17 protein-coding genes are annotated in these 19,588 nt (G+C 62.6%); 2 read left to right on the top strand and 15 right to left on the bottom strand.

Translation table 11 applies throughout. The features are described 5' to 3' along the window. Positions 1-143: 143 nt before the first annotated feature. Complete coding sequence (rocF, locus tag OU993_RS13830) at positions 144-1,064, top strand: arginase (protein WP_268158297.1); 921 nt, start codon at positions 144-146, stop codon at positions 1,062-1,064. 27 nt (positions 1,065-1,091) lie between these two features. Here the strand turns inward: rocF and OU993_RS13835 are convergent, their stop codons facing one another. The 12 genes from OU993_RS13835 to OU993_RS13890 form a co-directional block, all read right to left on the bottom strand. Next, positions 1,092-1,913 (bottom strand): HpcH/HpaI aldolase family protein, encoded by an 822-nt coding sequence (locus OU993_RS13835; protein WP_268158298.1) that lies wholly within the window; start codon positions 1,911-1,913, stop codon positions 1,092-1,094. Between the two features lie 88 nt (positions 1,914-2,001). Continuing rightward, positions 2,002-3,495: a glycerol kinase GlpK gene (gene glpK, locus OU993_RS13840; protein ID WP_268158300.1), complete on the bottom strand. Its 1,494-nt coding sequence runs from the start codon at positions 3,493-3,495 to the stop codon at positions 2,002-2,004. Between the two features lie 258 nt (positions 3,496-3,753). After that, the gene (locus OU993_RS13845; protein ID WP_268158302.1) at positions 3,754-4,524 is read right to left on the bottom strand and encodes a sulfite exporter TauE/SafE family protein; all 771 of its coding nucleotides are present in this window, start codon (positions 4,522-4,524) and stop codon (positions 3,754-3,756) included. 2 nt (positions 4,525-4,526) lie between these two features. After that, positions 4,527-6,518, bottom strand: a complete 1,992-nt coding sequence (locus OU993_RS13850; RefSeq protein ID WP_268158304.1) for an alpha-glucosidase — start codon at positions 6,516-6,518, stop codon at positions 4,527-4,529. An 11-nt stretch (positions 6,519-6,529) separates the two neighbouring features. Beyond that, complete coding sequence (locus tag OU993_RS13855; RefSeq protein WP_268158305.1) at positions 6,530-7,294, bottom strand: SDR family NAD(P)-dependent oxidoreductase; 765 nt, start codon at positions 7,292-7,294, stop codon at positions 6,530-6,532. A gap of 11 nt (positions 7,295-7,305) precedes the next feature. Next, positions 7,306-8,190, bottom strand: coding sequence for an SMP-30/gluconolactonase/LRE family protein (locus tag OU993_RS13860; RefSeq protein WP_268158307.1), 885 nt, complete (start codon positions 8,188-8,190; stop codon positions 7,306-7,308). Positions 8,191-8,200: 10 nt separating this feature from the next. After that, positions 8,201-9,007, bottom strand: a complete 807-nt coding sequence (locus tag OU993_RS13865) for an HpcH/HpaI aldolase family protein (protein ID WP_268158309.1) — start codon at positions 9,005-9,007, stop codon at positions 8,201-8,203. An 11-nt stretch (positions 9,008-9,018) separates the two neighbouring features. Next, a complete protein-coding gene (gene araD, locus OU993_RS13870; RefSeq protein WP_268158311.1) occupies positions 9,019-10,755 on the bottom strand; it encodes an L-arabinonate dehydratase in 1,737 nt (578 codons plus the stop codon). A gap of 5 nt (positions 10,756-10,760) precedes the next feature. Further along, entirely contained in the window at positions 10,761-11,615 is an 855-nt protein-coding gene (locus OU993_RS13875; protein ID WP_268158313.1) for a carbohydrate ABC transporter permease, read from the bottom strand. Positions 11,616-11,619: 4 nt separating this feature from the next. Continuing rightward, positions 11,620-12,519, bottom strand: a complete 900-nt coding sequence (locus tag OU993_RS13880; protein WP_268159666.1) for a carbohydrate ABC transporter permease — start codon at positions 12,517-12,519, stop codon at positions 11,620-11,622. Positions 12,520-12,671: 152 nt separating this feature from the next. Further along, on the bottom strand, positions 12,672-13,907 hold the full coding sequence (locus OU993_RS13885) for an ABC transporter substrate-binding protein (RefSeq protein WP_268158315.1): 1,236 nt from the start codon (positions 13,905-13,907) through the stop codon (positions 12,672-12,674). A gap of 61 nt (positions 13,908-13,968) precedes the next feature. After that, entirely contained in the window at positions 13,969-15,045 is a 1,077-nt protein-coding gene (locus OU993_RS13890) for an ABC transporter ATP-binding protein (protein ID WP_268158316.1), read from the bottom strand. 244 nt (positions 15,046-15,289) lie between these two features. Here OU993_RS13890 and OU993_RS13895 point away from each other — a divergent pair, with 244 nt between their 5' ends. Further along, positions 15,290-16,342, top strand: coding sequence for a LacI family DNA-binding transcriptional regulator (locus tag OU993_RS13895; protein WP_268158318.1), 1,053 nt, complete (start codon positions 15,290-15,292; stop codon positions 16,340-16,342). A 15-nt stretch (positions 16,343-16,357) separates the two neighbouring features. Here OU993_RS13895 and OU993_RS13900 read toward each other — a convergent pair whose 3' ends face one another. From OU993_RS13900 to hutG, 3 genes are all read right to left on the bottom strand, one after another. Next, positions 16,358-16,936 carry a HutD/Ves family protein gene (locus OU993_RS13900; RefSeq protein WP_268158320.1) on the bottom strand — a complete coding sequence of 193 codons (579 nt, stop codon included), beginning with the start codon at positions 16,934-16,936 and terminating at the stop codon, positions 16,358-16,360. 3 nt (positions 16,937-16,939) lie between these two features. Beyond that, on the bottom strand, positions 16,940-18,613 hold the full coding sequence (hutU, locus tag OU993_RS13905; RefSeq protein WP_268158322.1) for a urocanate hydratase: 1,674 nt from the start codon (positions 18,611-18,613) through the stop codon (positions 16,940-16,942). Between the two features lie 129 nt (positions 18,614-18,742). After that, positions 18,743-19,585 (bottom strand): N-formylglutamate deformylase, encoded by an 843-nt coding sequence (hutG, locus tag OU993_RS13910; protein WP_268158324.1) that lies wholly within the window; start codon positions 19,583-19,585, stop codon positions 18,743-18,745. Positions 19,586-19,588: the final 3 nt, after the last annotated feature.

Consider the following 19,588-nt stretch of genomic DNA (forward strand, 5'->3'; position numbering starts at 1 on the left):
CGGTAGAGGGGGCCGAGCGGTCGCTGATCAATCTGTTCATTCGTTTCATCAATCTGACAGGCTGACCGTGCAAATCTGCCCGGCCGGCCGGTATCGTTGTGCATCGGCCTGTGGTGAGATGCGCGCGAAACGGAGATGGATGGATGTTGTGCAAGTTGATTGGTGCTCCTCTTCAGGATGGCGCGGCGCAGCTCGGCTGCGAGATGGGGCCGAGCGCGCTCAGAACCGCAGGTCTTGCCGGGGCGTTGCGCGATCTCGGCCACGAGGTGGTGGATATCGGCAATCTGGCGCCGCGGGCCGCCGATGTGTCAGGCCATCCCAATTCGGCGCTGAAGAACCTTCCGCTGATCAGCGGCTGGGTCTCGGAAATCGCCGAGACCGCTTACCGTGAAAGTGGCGATGGCCTGCCAATCTTTCTCGGCGGCGATCACGCCCTCTCGGCCGGTAGTGTTGCCGGTATCGCGCGGCGCGCGGCCGAGCAGAAGCGTCCGCTTTTTGTCCTGTGGCTCGATGCGCATACGGATTTCCACAGCCTCGACTCCACCACGAGCGGCAACTTGCACGGTGTGCCGGTCGCCTATTTTACCGGACAGCCGGGTTTTGATGGCTATTTCCCGCCGCTGGCGAACCCTGTGGACCCCGCCAATGTCTGCATGATCGGCATCCGCAGCGTCGATCCGGCAGAACGGGCAGCGATCGCGGCGACGGCGCTCACCGTGTACGATATGCGCGTCATCGACGAGCAGGGCATTGCGGCACCGCTTCGCACGTTCCTCGAGCGGGTGGCCGCAGTCAATGGCTGCCTGCATGTGAGCCTGGATGTCGATTTCCTCGACCCGTCGATCGGGCCGGCGGTCGGCACGACCGTGCCGGGCGGCGCGACCTTCCGCGAAGCGCATCTCGTCATGGAAATGCTGCATGAAAGCGGGCTGGTGACCAGTCTTGATCTGGTGGAGCTCAATCCGTTCCTGGATGAGCGCGGCCGCACGGCGACGCTCCTGGTGGATCTCACGGCAAGCCTGATGGGCCGCAAAGTGATGGACCGGCCGACCCGCCGCTATTGAAGGGAGCGGAGCAGCGGGTGCAGGGGATCAGTAGGATGTGCCCTTGCCGTCAGCAGGCGTTTCGCCTCGCGCACGGGCGGCCTGGATTTCGCGATACTGTGCCATGGCCGCAAGGCCGGAATCCCGCAGGAGCGCCACGTCATAGGGGCCGGGAATGAAGCGATAACCCCGGTCCAGCAGATCGTTGATGCCCGCACCGGCATTGGGCACGGTTCCCAGGATCTTGCCGGCCGCCAGAATCTCGCGTTCCGCCTTGCGGGCCAGCGCCTGTACCTCCGGATGGCCGGTCTGGCCGATCAGCCCCATGGCACCGGCCAGATCGTTGATGCCGATGAAGATGACATCGGCGCCTTCGATCGCGGCGATCGCCGCCGCGTTTTCCACCGCCTGCGGCGATTCCAGCTGAATGACGATCAGCATGTTCTCGTTGGCCTTGCGGACGTAATCCGGTTCCAGGCCGAAGGTGGAGGCGCGCACCACCGAGGCCGCGTAACCGCGAAAGCCTTCTGGCGGATAAAGGCAGGCCCTGACAGCGGCCTCCGCCAGGTCCGGCGTATCGACCGAGGGGATCATGACGGACTGCACGCCGGCGTCGATTACGCGCTTCAGCAGCACGTGATCGTTCCAGGCGACCCGAACCACGGCGGGCGTCGGCGTCGTCTCGATCGCCCGCAGCACGTCCAGAACATCGCGCGTGTCGCCAATGCCGTGCTCGTGATCGGCCAGAATGAAGTCGAAGCCTGCATGGCCCAGGATCTCGGCATTGGTGGGAGAACCGCCTGCCACCCAGCAGCCATAAGCGACATCGCCGGAAAGAAGTCTGGCCTTCAGAGAATTCTGCTTGAACATCCGTTACATACCTTGGTCACGAGAAATGCGGTACGGGCGAGCTTACGCCGCAGGCCCGCCCGCTTCCAGCCGCTTGTCGTCCAGACCGTCACTTGCCGAAGGCAAGCGTGCACTGGACGGCAGAATCCCAGCCCTTCAAGAGCAGGTTGCGCTCGCTCACGTCCATCGACGGCTTGAACTGGCGTTCCCGGTGCCAATCGGCGGCAAACCCCGCCTGATCCGGCCAGATGCCGGCACCGTGGCCTGCAAGCCATGCCGCGCCAAGCGCCGTCACTTCCGCGGAATCGGATCTGTCGACAGCAACGCCCAGGATGTCGGCCAGCCGCTGCATCGTCCAGTCATTGGCGGCCATGCCGCCATCGACGCGCAGCAGCGTGTCGGCCTGGCGCGGCCAATCCTTGCGCATGGCGCCCAGGAGATCGCGGGTCTGGAAGCAGACCGATTCGAGTGCCGCGCGGGCAAATTCCGCAGGTCCCGTATTGCGGGTCATGCCAAACATCGCGCCGCGCGCTTCGGCATCCCACCAGGGCGCGCCGAGACCGGTGAAGGCCGGTACGAGATAGACACGCTGGCCGGGATCGGCTTTGGCCGCTAGGTCTGCGGTTTCCGATGCCTTGCCGATCATCTTCAAGCCATCGCGTAACCATTGCACCGCCGCACCCGCGATGAAGATAGAGCCCTCGAGTGCATAATGGATCTCGCCGTTCAGGCGATAGGCGATCGTGGTCAGCAGCCGGTTTTTCGAGGCGACCCGGTCGGTGCCGGTGTTTAAGAGCGCAAAGCAACCGGTGCCGTAGGTCGATTTCATCATGCCCGGCGTAAAGCAGGCCTGGCCGATGACGGCGGCCTGCTGGTCGCCGGCGACTCCCTTGATGGGAATGGGGCCGCCGAACAGATCCGGCTCCGTCGTGCCGAAGTCGTCTATGTTGGAGAGAATCTCCGGCAGCATCGAACGGGGGATGTTGAAGAGCCTCAGCAGGTCGTCGTCCCATTCGGCGGTGCCGATATTGCACAGCATGGTGCGCGAGGCATTGGTGACATCGATGACATGGCGGCCGCCGCCGGTGAGCTTGTAGATCAGCCAGCTGTCCACCGTACCGAAGGCGAGGTGCCCTGCCTCGGCCGCTTCGCGGGCGCCGGAGACGTTGTCCAGCATCCAGGCGATCTTTGTGGCTGAAAAATAGGGATCGATCAGAAGCCCGGTGCGTTCCGCAACCAGATCCGAATGCCCGTCCTCCCGCAGTCTGGCGCAATGGTCGGCCGTGCGGCGGTCCTGCCAGACGATCGCGCGGTGGATAGCCTTGCCCGTGCGGCGGTCCCAGACGAGTGCCGTTTCGCGCTGATTGGTGATGCCGATCGCGGCGATCTGGGCGGCGCTGACACCGGCTGCGGCCATGGCCTTGCGGGCGGTCTCGACGGTGGTTGTCCAGAGATCCTCCGCCTCATGCTCCACCCATCCCGATTGCGGGAAGTGCTGCGTGAATTCCTGCTGTCCGACGCCGCGGCCCTTGTAGCTCCGGTCGAAAATGATCGACCGGGTGGATGTGGTTCCCTGGTCGATGGCGAGAATGAAGTCCTTCATGTACAGATTCCATGTTTCATCGTGACGTCAGACAGGTGCGGGCAGGGCCACCTTTCGTGAAGGGCGGCCTGAAAAGCGACTGGCGTGCTGGCGAAGGAAACAGGGTCGAGCCGGCACCTCCCTGCCGAGCCTTCCTCCTGACGATGCCTCCCGCCGCTCCCCCGCGGTTCCTCGAATTGGTAGCATAGTTGACGCCCTGCCCAAGTGTATTTTTACCCGATCCAGGACTTCTGCGCCTCTGTGCATGCGCCACCGCCTCTAGACAGAGGTCTGAAACAGCTTGAGGAGTGGCGGCAGAGCCAGCGAAACGCCGGACAGGAACAACAGCAGAAAAGCCGTACGTCGCATGGTGAGCGGCGAAAGCGGCGGCGGGAACCGTTTCGCCAGCCATGTGGCGAGGATGACGACCGGAATGGCGGCAAGTCCCCACCAGAAGGAGGCAGACGGCATCTGCCCGGCACCTGCGACGATGCCCAGCCGGATCAGCGCGTTCGTTGCGAAGATTGCAACCAGCGTTTCGCGCACGGCGGCGGCCGTCAGCGGCTGCCGGTAGAAATGGTAGATGAGGGGCGGGCCCGCCGTGGAAAAGAGGCCGCCCATCAGGCCGGCGACCGCGCCGAAACCGGCAAAGGAGGCCTGGGATGACATGGTCTCGAAACCATGCGGTTTCAGCGACAGCTGAATGCTGGAGAGAATGATCACCAGTCCCAGCACGATCTTCACCCAATCGAGCGAGGCGGCGGCCAGAAGGTTAAGCAGCCAATAGCCGATCCCCAGGAAGAGCAGGCTCGAGAGCAAGGCAGGCGCCAGTTGCCGAAAGGCGATGTCACGCCAGCCCTTTGCCAGCACTTGGGCGGCGTTGACCACCACGAGAATGCTCACCAGAACGGCGGCATCCGTGAGCGGCAGGATGCCCGTCAGACCGATGCCGCCCATCATGATCAGTCCCAGCGCGAAGCCGGTCAGCGTCTGGGTGTAGGATGCGATGAAGGCGATGGCGAGAAGTCCCGCCAATCCGTAAACATCCATGATCAAAGCGCCCGCAGGCCGTCGAAGAGGTCCGTCATCTCGGCGCCCTCACGGCGGAAGACGGCGGGCTTACCAAGCGGAGCCTCCACAGAAACCGTCTGCCCGCCCTCGAAGGCTTTTCCGGACCAGATGTGGATCCAGCGCTCGCCCCTCGGCAGATAGACCTCGCGTGTGGTTTCCGAAGCCTTCCAGACCGGCGCCACCAGAAGATCGCGTCCGTAGAGGTAGGAATCCTGGATCGCGTATGTCTGGGCATCGTCCTCATGATGCAGGAAAAGCGGGCGCTGCACGGGTAGGCCGGTGGCGGCCGCCTCTGCAGACAGCGTTTTCAGGTAAGGTGCCAGATGCACATAGATCGCAGTCATCCGGGCAAAATGGGCAAGCACCGTTTCATCCTGGTCGATCTGCAGATTGTCCCGCGGGCGGTTGCCCTCGTGACTACGCATGACCGGTGTGAAGGCCGCCATCTCGGCCCAGCGCATGATGAGTTCCGGTGTGCGCACATTGCCGAACAGGCTGGTGTAACCGCCGATATCTGAATGATGATAGGCATTACCGAGCAGGCCGGAGGAGAGCGCACCGCAGATGACGGTGATGAGGCCGTCATGTCGGGAGAAGTCGACCGACTGGTCACCGCCCCAGAGAAGCGGGCAATGGGCCTGCACGCCGGTGAAGCCGGCACGCATGAAGAACAGCGCATCGCCGGTCTTGCCACGGCTTTCGACTGCCTTCGCATTCACTTCGGCCCAGAGGGTCGGCCAGGCATTGTGCATCAGTTTCGCATCAATGCCGTTCGCGAGCTTCACATCGATCGGCAGGTATTCGCCAAAATCCGCCATCCAGCCGGACAGGCCGTAATCCAGCATGTTCTTGCCGATCACCTCTTCCGCAAACCAGGCAGCGGCTGCCGGATTGGTGAAGTCGACGACACCGCAATCGAACTCGCCGAAATCGACGAGCGCCGTGCGACCGTCCTCGTCCTTGGCAAAATAACCCCTCTCGTCGGCGACCGGATAGAGCGGGCCATCAACGCAGAGATAGGGATTCACGTAGCCGAGGAAGCGGATGCCGTCATCCTTGAGTTCGGCAATCTTCTGGCGCAGGTTGGGATAACGCGTTTCGTTTGCCTGCCAATCCCAGAACAGCCGCGCGCCGAAGGAGGTGTGACGAAGGCCGACCCAGTCCTCGCACCAGAGGCCGGAGACCTTGACGCCGGCGGCGCGCATTTTTTCCATGCGGACAAAGGAATTCTCGCCGTCCTTCAGGCCAAGGATTGCGCCGCCATACACCCAGTCGGGAAGCTGCGGCTGACGACCGAAACGGCTGGACAACTGGCCGACGAGATCAACGAAGGTTGCGGCCGCGAAGAATTCCAGACGCTCCGGCACCGCCCAGATTTCGATTTCATGGAAACCGTCGCGACGGAAGTCGAAGACCGAATAGGCCGTCGTTTCCATATGCAAAGCGTAGCGGCGCGAGGAAATATAGGTTGGTTGCGGGTAATTGGTGTTGTAGTAGTCGCCGCCCGCCTTGCCGGTCACGTCCGACTTGAAGGTGATCTCGCTGGTCTTGTCGCGCCCAACACCGGGTTCCGAGGTCCACAACGGAAAACGACGGCCGCGCATGTCGAAGTACGACATCTGCTCGCCGCCGCCCCAGACATGCTCGCCCGTTTCCGCGGTGATGCGGATCCAGACGCGATTGACCGAGGCGTCGAGGGTCTGCGTCAGCAGGTGGTTACCTTCGATGGTCACGGCGAAGCGGGCCGGGAGCCCAAGCGCCGCCGAAAATTCGATGCGGTCGCCAACGACCTCGACATGGCCGAGCGCGGTGCGTTCGACTACATAGTCTTCGATGTCGAAGTTGCCGCGATACATGTCCATGCGCTCTTCGCCCTGTCCGACGAAAAGGGCGGGAGCGGCCTCGGTGTGGCGCAGGATCTCGCGTCCATCAAGGACGAGGGTGAAGCCGCCGGGGATGAGGTTCAGCTGCATGGACAAGGCTTTCAGTTCTGGGTGAGACCGGCATCGACGACGAAATTGGCGCCGGTGCAGCCGGTGCTTTCGTCGGAGCCGAGGAAGAGGGCAAGGCGTGCCACATGGCTGGCGTCGAGGCGGAATTTCAGCGCCTGCAGGTCGATGAACTGCTGGTTCTGCTCCGGCGTCGTCCAGAGCTTCAGCTGCCGCTCGGTGACGATGGCGCCCGGTACGATGCAGTTGACGCGGATGCCCGAGGGTCCAAGCTCGCGGGCGAGCGTCTTCGTCAGGCCGTTGATGGCTGCCTTCGAGGTGGTGTAGCCCACCATGCCGGGGCGTCCACGCATCCAGGAGATCGAACTGAACATGATGATCGAGCCGCCGCCGCTCGCCGCCATCGCCTTGGCGACGGCCTGCGTGGCGAAGAACTGGTGGTCGAGGTTGAGGGCCAGGGCACGTCGCCAGTAGTCCGGCTCGACCTCATCCATGGCGTGGCGGTCGTCCTTGCCGGCATTGTTGACAAGCACCTGGATCGCGCCATTTTCCGTTTCGAATGCTGCAATGGCCTCGCGGAGCGCTGCGATATCAGTGACGTCGCAGGGCTTGAAGGCCGCACCCGTCGCTTCCGCAGTCGCGCGTCCGGCCTCTTCGTTGATGTCGACGAAGGAGACCCGTGCACCCTGGGCACGGTAGGCTTTGACCATTTCCTCGCCGATGCCGGATGCACCGCCGGTGATCAGGACATGGCGGTCGGAAAGTGACTGGTAACGGACGCTATCGTAGGAGGCGGACATTCTGTTTTGTCTCAGATTTCGGGATTAAAGAGGGGTTTGGGAAGGCCGGGGACTTCCGTGCGCATGGCAAACAGCGCGCCGGAGAGTGGGTATTCGGCAAGCTCTTGCACCGGGCGGCCAATGCTGGCGCTGGTGCAGTAGAGCATTTTCATGTCTGGCCCGCCGAAGGTCACCATGGTCGGGCACTTAACCGGCACCGGGTACTCGGCGAGAAGCCGACCGTCCGGCGCATAACGCTGCACGCGGCCGCCTTCGAAGAGCGCAGTCCAGTAGCAGCCGTCTGCATCGACAGCGCCGCCATCCGGGCGGCCCTTGTCTATTTCGGAGCCGAACCTGGCGAAGAGCTGGCGGTTGGTCGCCGTGCCGGTCGCGACATCATAGTCATAGGTGAAGAGCGAATAACGCAGCGTGTCGGAATGGTAGAGCCGTTTGCCATCTGGAGAAAAGGCCACGCCATTCGAGGTGAAGAGTTCTCCAGCGATCTTGTGTAAGCCGCGGGCATCGTAACGATAGAGGCTGGCAATGCCCCGCTCGCGTGTCTCATCCACGGTACCGGCAATGAAGCGGCCGGCGGGATCGACCATGCCGTCATTAAAGCGGCTGATCGACTGGTCTTCCGGATTGTCCGCCAGCTTGCGCAGCAGTTGACCGGTCGACGAGATCAGCCAGATGCCGGAGCGTAAGCCGGCCACGAAACCGCCGTCCTTTGCCAAGCCGATACAGCCTACCTCTTCCGGCAGATCAATGGTGCCGAGATCGCCGCTTGCCGGGTCGAAACGGTGAATGCGCTTCTGCTTGATGTCGACGAAATAGAGCACCTGTTCGGCGACCGACCAGAGCGGGCATTCGCCAAGCGCACATTTCGCATCGATAACGAGATCGAAGCCGGTTGCCACCTCGATCTCCTCAATACGCTGCGGTTGGGGCAGCGGCGGCCGGCTTTGCCTCGCCCTTCATCTGGCCCAGCCAGTCATTGGCGCGGCCAGTCATCATGGCGATGTCGGAGGCAATTGCCGCATAGTCGTAACCGTAACCGATGAAGCGTTTCACCATGTCCGGGTTCGGACCGACAATGCCGATCGGCTTTCCGGCCGCATGGGCGTCCTTTGCTGCTTTTTCGATCAGCGCCTGGACCTCCGGATGCGCGATGTTGCCGATATGGCCCATGGCGGCCGACAGATCGCCCGGACCGACAAACAGCGCGTCGATGCCATCCACGGCGGCGATCTCCGGCAGGCGCTCGATCGCTTCCGGCGTTTCCAGCTGCACGATGGTGCAGACATCGTCATTGGCGTTCTTCAGGTAGTTCGGGATCGTGCCGAACTTCGAGCCGCGATGAACGGCGGCAACACCGCGAATGCCATGGGGCGGATAACGGGTGTAAGAGGCGGCGGCTTTTGCTTCTTCGGCCGTCTGCACGAAGGGCAGCATCACGGTGCGGGCGCCTGCATCCATGCAGCGCTTGACGAGGACCTGATCGTTCCAGGCGAGACGCACGACGGCATCCGCCGGCGTGCAGCCGATGGCGCGCAGAATGTGAGCGAGGTCGGATACCTCGATCGGCACATGCTCCATGTCTACGACCAGGAAGTCGAAACCGGCATAACCAAGCGCCTCGGCACTGGCGGGCGCCGCCGCCATCAGCCAGGTGCCGAGCGGCGTCGCGCGGGTCTTGTCGGAGAGCCAGGATTTGAAGGGGTTCAGCGTACTCATGGGCTCGTCCTTTAGAAAATGACCGGGTCCGGCACTTTCGCCGGGCCGCTCAGGAAATCGAAATCGCAGCCCTGGTCAGCCTGGCTGACATGCTGCTGGTAAAGGGCCGCAAAGGACCGCTCGTAGATGCGCGCCGTTGGTTTCCATTCGGCACGGCGTGCCGCCAGTTCCTCGTCGCTGACTTTCATGTTGATGGTGCCGGCGGCGACATCCAGTTCGATGAGATCGCCGGTTTTCACCAGAGCCAGCGGGCCACCGACGGCGGCTTCCGGGGAGACATGCAGAATGCAGGTGCCGTAATGCGTGCCGCTCATCCGCGCATCCGAGATGCGCACCATGTCGCGCACACCTTGTTTCAGGAGCTTCTTCGGGATCGGCAGGTTGCCCCATTCCGGCATGCCGGGTGCGCCGACCGGGCCGGCATTGCGCAGGATGATGACGGTCTCTTCCGTCACGTCCAGGTCCGGATTGTCGAGCGTCTTGTTCATCGTTGCCGGGTCATCGAAGACGATCGCCGGACCGACATGTTTGAGGAACTTTGGGTTGGCGGCGGAGGATTTCATCACTGCGCCGTTCGGCGCCAGGTTGCCGCGCAGCACTTCCAGCGTCTTGCCCTTCGACAGAGGTACCACCGGATTGGTCTCGTCGCGGATGATCTCGTTGTTCCAGCATTCCGCATCGGCAATGTTTTCGCCGATTGTCCTGCCGTTCACGGTCGGCCGCGACAGATCGAGATGATGCGAGAACTTCTTCAGCAGCGCGTTGAGGCCGCCTGCAAAATAGAAATCCTCCATCAGGTATTCGCCCGAGGGGAAGACGTTGGCGGCCACCGGAACCTTCGCGGCCATCGCCGACATGTCGTCGAGCGTCAGCGTAACCCCCGCCCGGTTGGCCATAGCAATCAGATGCACCGCGGCGTTGGTGGAACCGCCCATGGCCATATAGGCGACAAGGCCGTTCTCGAAGCTTGCCTTGTTCAGGATATCGGAGGGCTTCAGGTCTTCCCAGACCATCTCGACAATCCGCACGCCACAGGCGGACGCCATGCGCGGATGGCCGGAATCGACGGCGGGAATGGACGAGGCGCCGGGCAGCGTCATGCCCATCGCATCGGCAATCGAGGTCATCGTCGAGGCCGTGCCGATGGTGTTGCAGGTGCCGGCGGAGCGGGTCATCCGGCTTTCCAGATCCACCCAGTCATCCTTGGTGATATTGCCGGCGCGAAGTTCGTCCCAGTATTTCTTGGTATGCGTGCCGGCGCCGGTCTTGATGCCACGCCACTGGCCGTTCGCCATCGGGCCTGCCGGGCAATAGATGACCGGGATATCCATCGAGAATGCGCCCATCAAAAGGCCGGGCGTGGATTTGTCGCAACCGCCGAGCAGGACGGCCCCGTCGATCGGGTGCGAGCGCAGCAGTTCTTCGCATTCCATGGCAAGGAAGTTGCGGTAGAGCATGGTGGTGGGTTTCACCATCACCTCGCCCACGGAAAGCGCCGGCATTTCCACCGGATAACCGCCCGCCTGCCACACGCCGCGTTTCACCGCTTCCGCGCGGTCGCGCAGGTGCGCATGGCACGGGCTCATCTCGCTCCAGGTGTTGATGATGCCGATGACGGGCCGGCCCATGAACTCCTCGCGTCGCATACCCATCTGCTGGGTCCGCTGGCGGTGCGCGAAGCCGCGCATGTCATCGGAGGCGAACCAGCGCTGGCTGCGGAGCTCGGACAGGTCTTTTCTGCGTGTCATGCGCATTATCCCTTGATGCCGCCTGCGGTGAGGCCGGAGACGACGCGCTCCTGGAAGATCACGATAAGGATCGCGACCGGCACGATGCCGACGACGAGGGCTGCGGAAATGACCGGCCAGGGAAAGGCGAATTCGCCCTGATAAAGCTGGATGCCGACCGGCAGGGTGCGCAGCGCCGGATTGGAGTTGAAGGAGAGTGCGAGCAGGAACTCGTCCCAGGCGTTCACGAAGGCGAGAATGCCGGCCGTGAACACACCCGGCGCGCAGAGCGGCACGACGACCTTAAAGAGCGCGCCAAGCCGGGTGCAGCCATCGATCATCGCGGCGTTTTCGAGGTCACGCGGAATGCCTTCGAAGAAGGAGACGAGCATCAGCGTGCAGACCGGCAATGATAGCACCGTATAGGGCAGGATCAGCGCGATCCAGGTGTTGAGCAGGTTCAGCGCCCGCATGATCTCGAAGAGCGGCACCAGCAAGGTCACCAGCGGGAACGTGGAGACCGCGATGATGGCCGACAGGATGAGGCCCCGGTATTTGAGGTTCAGCCGGGCCAGCGCATAGGCCGCCAATACGGAGACCAGCAGCGTCGTGCAGGTGGACAGCAACGCCACCATGAAGCTGTTGAACAGGAAGATGTGCAACGGCTGGTCGGAAAAGGCCTGCATATAATTGGCAACCGTCGGCGCATGCGGCAGCCAGGTGATCGGTTTTACCGTCAGCTCGGCTTCGGTCTTCAGCGAGGTGAAGAGGATCCAGAGCGCCGGGAACATGCCGTTGACCAACAGGATGGCGGCGGCGATGAGGCGCAGTGGCCGGCCCGACAGGACGGATTGTGGACCGGAGGTGGTAACCTGGCTCATGGGCTTACTCCTTGGTCCGGATGATGCGCAGATAGATGACGGTCACGCACATGGAGAGTGCGAACATCACCACCGCGAGCGCTGAACCGTAACCGAGATCGAGGAAGGACACGGTGTTCTGGTGGATGTACATGGCGAGCGTCGCGGTCGACGTGCCGGGACCGCCACCGGTCATCATGAAGGGAATATCGAAGGTCTGCAGCGCAGTGATCGTGCGGAAGATCAGCGCCACGACGATCGCCGGTTTCAGAAGCGGCAGCGTGATTTCGAAGAACTGGCGCACGCGCCCCGCACCGTCCACGTCCGCGGCTTCGTAGAGCGAGCGCGGAATGGTCTGCAGGCCGGCCAGGATGATCAGCGCCATGAAGGACGAGGTCTTCCAGATGATGGTCAGACAGATGGCGGCAAAGGCGAGGCTCGGCGAGTTGAACCAGATGACACCCTCAATACCGAAGCGGGCCAGCACATCGTTGACGACGCCGTATTCGGAGTGGAAGAACCAGGCGAAGATCAATCCCGCAAAGGAGAGCGGCAGCGCCCAGGGGATCAGAAGCGACAGGCGCACCGGCCACTGGCGGCGGAACGGCAGGTTGGCCAAGAGCGCCAGCGCCATGCCGACGACAAGTGCGCCGGGGACCGTGATCAGCGTGATCAGCACGGTGTTCCAGGTGGTTTCCCAGAAGACCGGATCCTCGATCATCAACTGGTAGTTTTCCAGCCCGACGAATTCTGCCGGCAATCCCGACGTGAGCGAGAGCGAAAAGAAGCTGGTATAGACCAGCCGCAGCACCGGATAGACGATGATGAGCGACAACAGCAGGCCGGCCGGGGCCAGCAGCAGCACGGCAAGCGCCTTGTCGCTGAGGTCGAGAAGACGCGACCAGGCCGGTGGCTGCTTTTCCATCCGGTCGGTGATGTTGAGGGTGGAGGTGGTCACCTTTGCAGCTCCCGCATGCAAGACAGAAAGGGCGATGATGCGTCATGGCGGCCCGTGGCACCGGCCCGACGGCATCCGGACGAGGGCGGCAGATCCTGCCGCCCTTTTGGATCAGCTGGTTAGCGCAGGATGCGCTTCAGACGCGCTTCGATCTGCGCCGCGCCATCTTCCGGCGTGGTGACGCCAGCCAGAACGGCATTGACCGTCGTGCGGATGACTTCGCTCACCTCGTTGTAGCGCGGAGTGACAGGACGCGGCTTGGCGGTCTCGACCACCTGCTTGGCATCGGCAAACCACGGAGCGGCCTTCAATACATCGGCATCCTGGTAAAGTGGCGAATAGGTCGGCAGCAGCGAGCCGTTGACCGCCATGTGCTTGGATGCCTCCTGGCTGGACAGGAAGGAGACGAGTTTCTTTGCGGCATCCTGGTTCTTGGAATAGGCGGAGACGCCCCATTCCCAGCCGCCAAGGCAGGTGGCCTGTTCGCCGCCAGCAACGGCCGGAAGACGGGTCACGCCGACCTTGCCGACCACGGCGGAATCCTTGCCCTGCGACTGTGCCCAGGCATAGGACCAGTTGACGGCAAAGACGACGTTGCCGGCCTGGAATTCCTTGCGGGTATCATCGGTCGCAACTTCGGCGATGTTCTTCTTGGAAACGCCCTCGTCAACAAAGCTCTTCCAGAGCTTCAGCGAGTTGACGGCGGCCGTCTTGTCGAAGGTCAGCTTGCCGTTGTCGACCAGGTTCTTGCCCTGGCTCCAGTAGGGCAGCAGGAAGGTACAGACGGCACCTTCGATTGCCTTGCCCTGGAAGGACAGGCCCTGCAGGTCGGGATTGTTTTCCCCGCCGTTGATCTTCTTCACGGCAGCTTTCAGCTCGTCCCAGGTCTTGGGCGGCTGAATGCCATACTTCTCCAGAAGATCCTTGCGGTAGTAGAGGAACATCGAGTCGGCAAAGGCCGGCAGGGCCACGACCTTGCCGTCAACCGTGTTGGCTTCGGCATAGGCCGGCAGATAGACCGACATATCCTTGCCCTCGAAGGGGCTCGTCCAGCCGGCGGCGGCAAACTGCGCCGGGCGGATGACGTCGAGGATCAGCACGTCAAGCGAGGCGTCCTTCGCCGACATGATGGTGTTGAGATACTGCGCCTGCGCTTCGGACGTGTTGCCGCCGGTTTCGATCGTCACTTTCGTGCCGGGATTGGCTGCCTCGAACTTGTCGAGCACCTGGCGCCAGACCTGCGGCTGATGCTGGCTGGAAATATAGACCTTAAGCTCGGTATCGGCGAAAGCCGGAGCTGCGAGACCGAAGATGCTGGCGGAAAGCAGAGCCCCCACCATGACCGACTTATGCATGGAATTCTCCCAATTCACTTCCTGTACGCGGGCCCTTTGAAACTCCCCCGCGCGCGGAGCATCATGCGATGACGCGTTCCGTTGCGGCATCGAAAAGGTGGACCTTGGTCGGGTCGAGACCGAGGTGCAGGTCTGCGCCGACCTCCGGCCGCATCTCGGGCGGCATACGCGCCGTCAGCGTTTCGCCGCCGATCGAAAAATGCACGAGTGTGTCGGAGCCGAGCGGCTCGACGACCTGAACCTTTGCCGTCAGGGTCATGACGGGGTCGGCCAGGGTGACGAAATGTTCCGGGCGGATACCGACGATGACCTCGCGGCCGTCTTCCACGCGCTGTTTTCCCGCAGCCAGAGCGGACAGCGGAATGCGATCGCCATTGGCGAAGGCAAGCGCGCCATCCTGAACCTTCGCCTTGGCGAAGTTCATGGCCGGCGAACCGACGAAACCGCCGACGAACACGCTTTGCGGATGGTTGTAGACCTCGTCCGGTGTGCCGACCTGCTCGATATCGCCTCCGCGCAGAATGACGATGCGATCCGCCAGCGTCATCGCCTCGACCTGATCATGCGTCACGTAGATGATGGTGGTGCCGATCTGCTGGTGCAGGCGCTTGATTTCCGTGCGCACCTGGCCACGTAACTTGGCATCCAGGTTGGAGAGCGGCTCATCAAAGAGGAAAACCTGCGGACGGCGCACGATGGCGCGCCCCATGGCAACGCGCTGGCGCTGGCCGCCGGACAGCTGGCCGGGGCGACGATCCAGGAGATGGCCGATGCCGAGCATTTCTGCCGCTTCGGTGATCCGGCTTTCGGCATCCTTCATCGAGACGCCGCGGACCTTCAGGCTGAAGCCCATGTTCTCGCGCACCGTCTTGTGCGGGTAGAGCGCGTAATCCTGGAAGACCATGGCGATATCACGCTCACGCGGCGCCAGCTTGTTGACGGCTCGTTCGCCGATGCGGATCTCTCCGTCGCTGATCGTTTCCAGACCGGCAATCATTCTGAGCGTCGTTGATTTGCCGCAGCCGGAAGGGCCAACGAACACAACGAACTCACCATCCTGAATTTCGAGATCAATTCCCTTGACGATGCGTAGTGCACCATAGCTCTTTTCGAGCTTGCGAAGGCTTACTGAAGCCATTCAATCCTCCCGACCGTCGGAACCGGTCGTCCCAGCCGCATTCCACTGGAGCCGCATCATAGCGCTACGATTTCTGAATGCAAGAGCCGAACTCCAAATTTCACCGCTTCACCGGGAAGGGTAAACAAATATTGGAGTGTATTTGGGATTTATGGATAATTTGAAGCAAGTATTGGAAATTGAGGATTGCTCCTTACAACACAAAGGGCTAATTCTTCTTTCGCAGCGCTACATGGGGGGAGACATGTCAGAAGAAAAAAAGCCGGGTTCTGAGCGTCCGGCGCGGCAGCGTCGCAAGATGCAGAGCATTACCATGATGGATGTGGCCGAATACGCAAAGGTTTCGCCATCCACGGTATCGCTTTATCTGCGGCGGCCGGAAGCGGTATCGGCCGGTGCGGGCAGTGCCATCGCGCACGCCATCGACAAGCTCAACTATGTCCCCAATCTGGTGGCTGGGGGCCTTGCGGCCGCCTCCTCGCGGGCCGTCAGCATTATCGTGCCGTCCGTTCGCAACGCCTTTTTCGCCGAAACCGTGGCCGCCATGCAGACGGCGCTGCGCAAGGAACGCCTGCAGGTCATTCTGGGACACACGGAATATGACGAGCGCGAAGAGGAAGATCTGGTGCGCACCGCCCTTTCCTGGGCGCCTGCGGCGATCGTCCTGACGGGTCTCTCGCACAGCGAGACCACGCGCCGCATGCTGAGCAAGGTCAAGGTTCCGGTCATCGAGATCTGGGAACTCGGCGGCCCGCAGATCGACGCGGCGATCGGTTTCCACCACGATCAGGTGGGAGCGGCGGCCGCGCGGCACCTGATCCAGCAGGGCAGGCGGCACCTCGCTTATCTGGGCGCCCGCATGCACGAGGACCGGCGCGCGCGGCTGCGTTGTGATGGCTTTGTCGCTGCGGCAAGTGAAGCGGGTGTCGAAGTCAACGTCGTGCAGCACCCCGCTCCCTCCTCGGCGGAGGCGGGCGCCATGCTGTTGTCTGAAACGATGCAGGATTTTCCGCAGACGGATGGCATTGCCTGCTCGAACGACCACGTCGCGCTGGGGGTTCTGTTCGAGTGTGAGCGTCTGAAAATCGCTGTGCCGGACCGGCTGGCGACCATCGGTTTCGGGGATCTCAGCTTCAGCGCCGCCTGCAACCCGCCACTCAGCACCATCCGGCCATCCGGTGATCTGATCGGCAAGGAAGCCGCGCGGTTGATCGTCGAGCACATGGCCGGCAAGGAGCCGGACAGCCAGACGACAATCGATACCCGTTTCACGCTGCTGCATCGGCGCAGCAGTTAAGTTTCATTCCTCCGGTCAGGACGCCCGGTCAGCGGGATGGATCTCGATCATCAGAGCCGCGCCATGCCCACTCACCGAAAGCACGGTGCTTTCGGAAGGGATCGCGGCGCAATCGAAGGCCTGCAGCTCGAAACGTCCGGCTTCTGTCTCGAGCATGATCGTTCCGGCGCTGCAAAACAGGAATTCGGTTGCCTCGTTGCGGCGACCGATATGCGGGAGTGCCAGCCGTTCGACGTGGTGTGTGAAGGCATCCCGCCGTGTCATGACGTTGAGATCAACAACAATGCCGCCGGTCAGCCGCGCACTGGTTGCCACATCCGCCGGAAAAGCAAGCGGGACGGATTGAGGGTCGAGCGTCGTGGGCGCACGGCCATCAATCGCAAGCTCCATCCCGGTGCCTGACAGAATCGTCAGCGTCCGATCGACACCGGGGAAGGCGGAGAATGGACCATCGACGGCAACGGTTGCCATGCTGATCCGCCAGCCGAATTCTGAAAACGCAGCCCCATGGGGAAAGACGGCGATCTCCGCCGTCTCGCCGCCGCCGTTCTTCCAGGGCATGCGCTTGTAGTCGGAGGCTCTGAGGACCTTCATCGCTCAGTTGCCCAGAATGCCGGGCAGGCGCAGGCCCTTTTCCGTTGCGCAGTCGAGCGCGATCTCGTAGCCCGCATCCGCATGGCGCATGACGCCGGTTGCCGGATCGTTCCACAACACACGCTCCAGCCGGCGGGCCGCATCATCCGTGCCGTCGGCGCAGATCACCATGCCGGAATGCTGGGAAAAGCCCATGCCAACGCCACCGCCGTGATGCAGCGACACCCAGGTGGCACCCGAGGCGCAATTGAGCAGCGCATTCAAGAGCGGCCAGTCGGAGACGGCATCCGAGCCATCCCTCATCGCTTCGGTTTCGCGGTTCGGCGAGGCGACGGAGCCGCTATCCAGATGATCGCGACCGATGACGACCGGGGCCTTCAACTCGCCGTTGCGCACCATCTCGTTGAAGGCGAGCCCCAGCTTGTGGCGGTCGCCTAACCCCACCCAGCAGATGCGGGCCGGCAGGCCCTGGAAGGCAATGCGCTCGCGCGCCATGTCCAGCCAGTTGTGCAGGTGTTTGTTGTCGGGCAGCAGTTCTTTCACCTTGGCGTCGGTCTTGTAGATATCCTCCGGGTCGCCGGAGAGGGCCGCCCAGCGGAAGGGGCCGATGCCGCGGCAGAAGAGGGGACGGATATAGGCCGGTACGAAGCCCGGGAAGGCGAAGGCATTTTCGAAGCCTTCCTCCTTGGCGACCTGGCGGATATTGTTGCCGTAATCGAGCGTCGGCACGCCCATGTTCCAGAAGTCGACCATGGCCTGCACATGGGTTTTCATCGAGGCGCGGGCGGCGGTTTCCACCGCTTTCGGATCGCTCTCCTGCTTCGCGCGCCATTCCGCGACGCTCCAGCCGGAGGGCAAATAACCATGGATCGGGTCATGCGCCGAGGTCTGGTCGGTGACGATATCGGGCTTCACACCACGGCGGACGAGTTCCGGAAAAATATCGGCGGCATTGCCAAGAAGACCGACCGATTTTGCCTCGCCGGCCTTCGTCCACTCGTCGATCAGGGCGAGCGCTTCATCGAGCGTATGCGCCTTTGCGTCGACATAACGCGTGCGCAGACGGAAATCGATACGGGTCTCGTCGCATTCCACGGCAAGGCAGCAGGCGCCGGCCATGACGGCGGCGAGTGGCTGCGCCCCGCCCATGCCGCCGAGACCGCCGGTCAGAATCCACTTACCCTTCAGGTTGCCGCCATAATGCTGGCGGCCTGCCTCCACGAAGGTCTCGTAGGTGCCCTGCACGATGCCCTGCGTGCCGATATAGATCCACGAGCCGGCCGTCATCTGGCCGTACATGGCAAGCCCCTTTTTATCCAGCTCGTTGAAGTGGTCCCAGGTCGCCCAATGCGGCACCAGATTGGAATTCGCGATCAGCACGCGCGGCGCATCCTTGTGGGTGCGAAACACGCCGACCGGTTTGCCGGACTGGACGATGAGCGTTTCCTCTTCGCTCAGCGTTTTCAGCGTCTCGACGATCTTGTCGAAATCGTCCCAGGTGCGGGCCGCCCGGCCGATGCCGCCATACACCACCAGTTCATGCGGGCGTTCGGCGACATCCGGATCGAGATTGTTCATCAGCATCCGGAGCGGCGCTTCCGTCATCCAGCTTTTGGCGGAGAGGTCGGTCCCGGTTGCGGCGCGGACCTCGCGGATATTGTGGCGTGGGTTGTTCATGATCGTGTTCCCTGCTCAATGGTGCTCTTGTTTGGTCGATGGCGCGTCCGGTTTGCCCCTCACCCTGGCCCTCTCCCCGCAAGCGGGGCGAGGGGACGGAGACGTTGCGGCGCGTGTCCTTCTCCCCGTTCACGGGGAGAAGGTGCCGGCAGGCGGATGAGGGGCATCTTCCTGAGCCAGCTCCAATGCGATTGCTTCGATCTGCTGCAGAATGGCCCTCAGATGTTCGCGCAGCCGCCCGGCCTTTCCCTCGTCATAGGCGAAGGGCGGCGCTTCCGTCGCCAGATGGCTGATCTGCGCAAGCTCCATCTGGATGGCGTGCATGCCCTCGTCCGGTCGACCATAATGACGGGTCGTCCAGCCGCCCTTGAAGCGGCCGTTGACGATGTTTGTGTAACCGTTGGCTTTCGCAGCGACATCCGAAACTGCCGCCTCGATGGCCGGAGCGCAGGTGCGCCCCATGTCGGTGCCGATGTTGAAATCCGGCAGCCGGCCTTCAAACAGGAAGGGGATCAGCGAGCGGATGGAATGGCAGTCATAAAGAACGGCGAGGCCATGCAGCGCCTTCACCCGCTCGATTTCGGCGGCAAGCGCTGCGTGATAGGGAGCGTGGAAGCCTTTGAGCCGTTCGGCAATATCCGCCTCTGTCGGCTGCTGCCCCTCTTTCCAGATCGGCTTGCCATCGAAATCCGTTTCCGGAATGAGGCCGGTGGTGTTCTGCCCCGGATAGAGGCTTGTTCCCGTCGGATCGCGATTGGCATCGATCACGTAGCGGTGGAAGCTGGCCCGCACCGTCGTGGCATCCGGCAGCAGGCCGGCATAAAGCTGATGGATGTGCCAGTCCGTATCGGCCAGCAGTTGTCCATTGTCGTTCAACCGATCCCAGATCGCGGGCGGGACTTCCGTGCCGGTGTGCGGGAATGCGAGGATAACGGGCGAGGTGCCACGGGTGACGGTGAAGGGGGCGGTCATGTT

Source organism: Rhizobium sp. SL86 (genome assembly GCF_026672545.1).
Classification (GTDB): domain Bacteria; phylum Pseudomonadota; class Alphaproteobacteria; order Rhizobiales; family Rhizobiaceae; genus Neorhizobium.

Excerpts from the sequence above, each read along its gene's own strand:
- hutU (WP_268158322.1), bottom strand. The coding sequence starts at position 18,613 with ATGAACAACCCACGCCACAATATCCGCGAGGTCCGCGCCGCAACCGGG.
- OU993_RS13845 (WP_268158302.1), bottom strand. The coding sequence starts at position 4,524 with ATGGATGTTTACGGATTGGCGGGACTTCTCGCCATCGCCTTCATCGCA.
- OU993_RS13880 (WP_268159666.1), bottom strand. The coding sequence starts at position 12,519 with ATGGAAAAGCAGCCACCGGCCTGGTCGCGTCTTCTCGACCTCAGCGAC.
- OU993_RS13895 (WP_268158318.1), top strand. The coding sequence starts at position 15,290 with ATGTCAGAAGAAAAAAAGCCGGGTTCTGAGCGTCCGGCGCGGCAGCGT.
- OU993_RS13865 (WP_268158309.1), bottom strand. The coding sequence starts at position 9,007 with ATGAGTACGCTGAACCCCTTCAAATCCTGGCTCTCCGACAAGACCCGC.
- glpK (WP_268158300.1), bottom strand. The coding sequence starts at position 3,495 with ATGAAGGACTTCATTCTCGCCATCGACCAGGGAACCACATCCACCCGG.
- hutG (WP_268158324.1), bottom strand. The coding sequence starts at position 19,585 with ATGACCGCCCCCTTCACCGTCACCCGTGGCACCTCGCCCGTTATCCTC.
- araD (WP_268158311.1), bottom strand. The coding sequence starts at position 10,755 with ATGACACGCAGAAAAGACCTGTCCGAGCTCCGCAGCCAGCGCTGGTTC.
- OU993_RS13885 (WP_268158315.1), bottom strand. The coding sequence starts at position 13,907 with ATGCATAAGTCGGTCATGGTGGGGGCTCTGCTTTCCGCCAGCATCTTC.
- OU993_RS13850 (WP_268158304.1), bottom strand. The coding sequence starts at position 6,518 with ATGCAGCTGAACCTCATCCCCGGCGGCTTCACCCTCGTCCTTGATGGA.
- OU993_RS13875 (WP_268158313.1), bottom strand. The coding sequence starts at position 11,615 with ATGAGCCAGGTTACCACCTCCGGTCCACAATCCGTCCTGTCGGGCCGG.
- OU993_RS13855 (WP_268158305.1), bottom strand. The coding sequence starts at position 7,294 with ATGTCCGCCTCCTACGATAGCGTCCGTTACCAGTCACTTTCCGACCGC.
- OU993_RS13835 (WP_268158298.1), bottom strand. The coding sequence starts at position 1,913 with ATGTTCAAGCAGAATTCTCTGAAGGCCAGACTTCTTTCCGGCGATGTC.
- OU993_RS13900 (WP_268158320.1), bottom strand. The coding sequence starts at position 16,936 with ATGAAGGTCCTCAGAGCCTCCGACTACAAGCGCATGCCCTGGAAGAAC.
- OU993_RS13890 (WP_268158316.1), bottom strand. The coding sequence starts at position 15,045 with ATGGCTTCAGTAAGCCTTCGCAAGCTCGAAAAGAGCTATGGTGCACTA.
- rocF (WP_268158297.1), top strand. The coding sequence starts at position 144 with ATGTTGTGCAAGTTGATTGGTGCTCCTCTTCAGGATGGCGCGGCGCAG.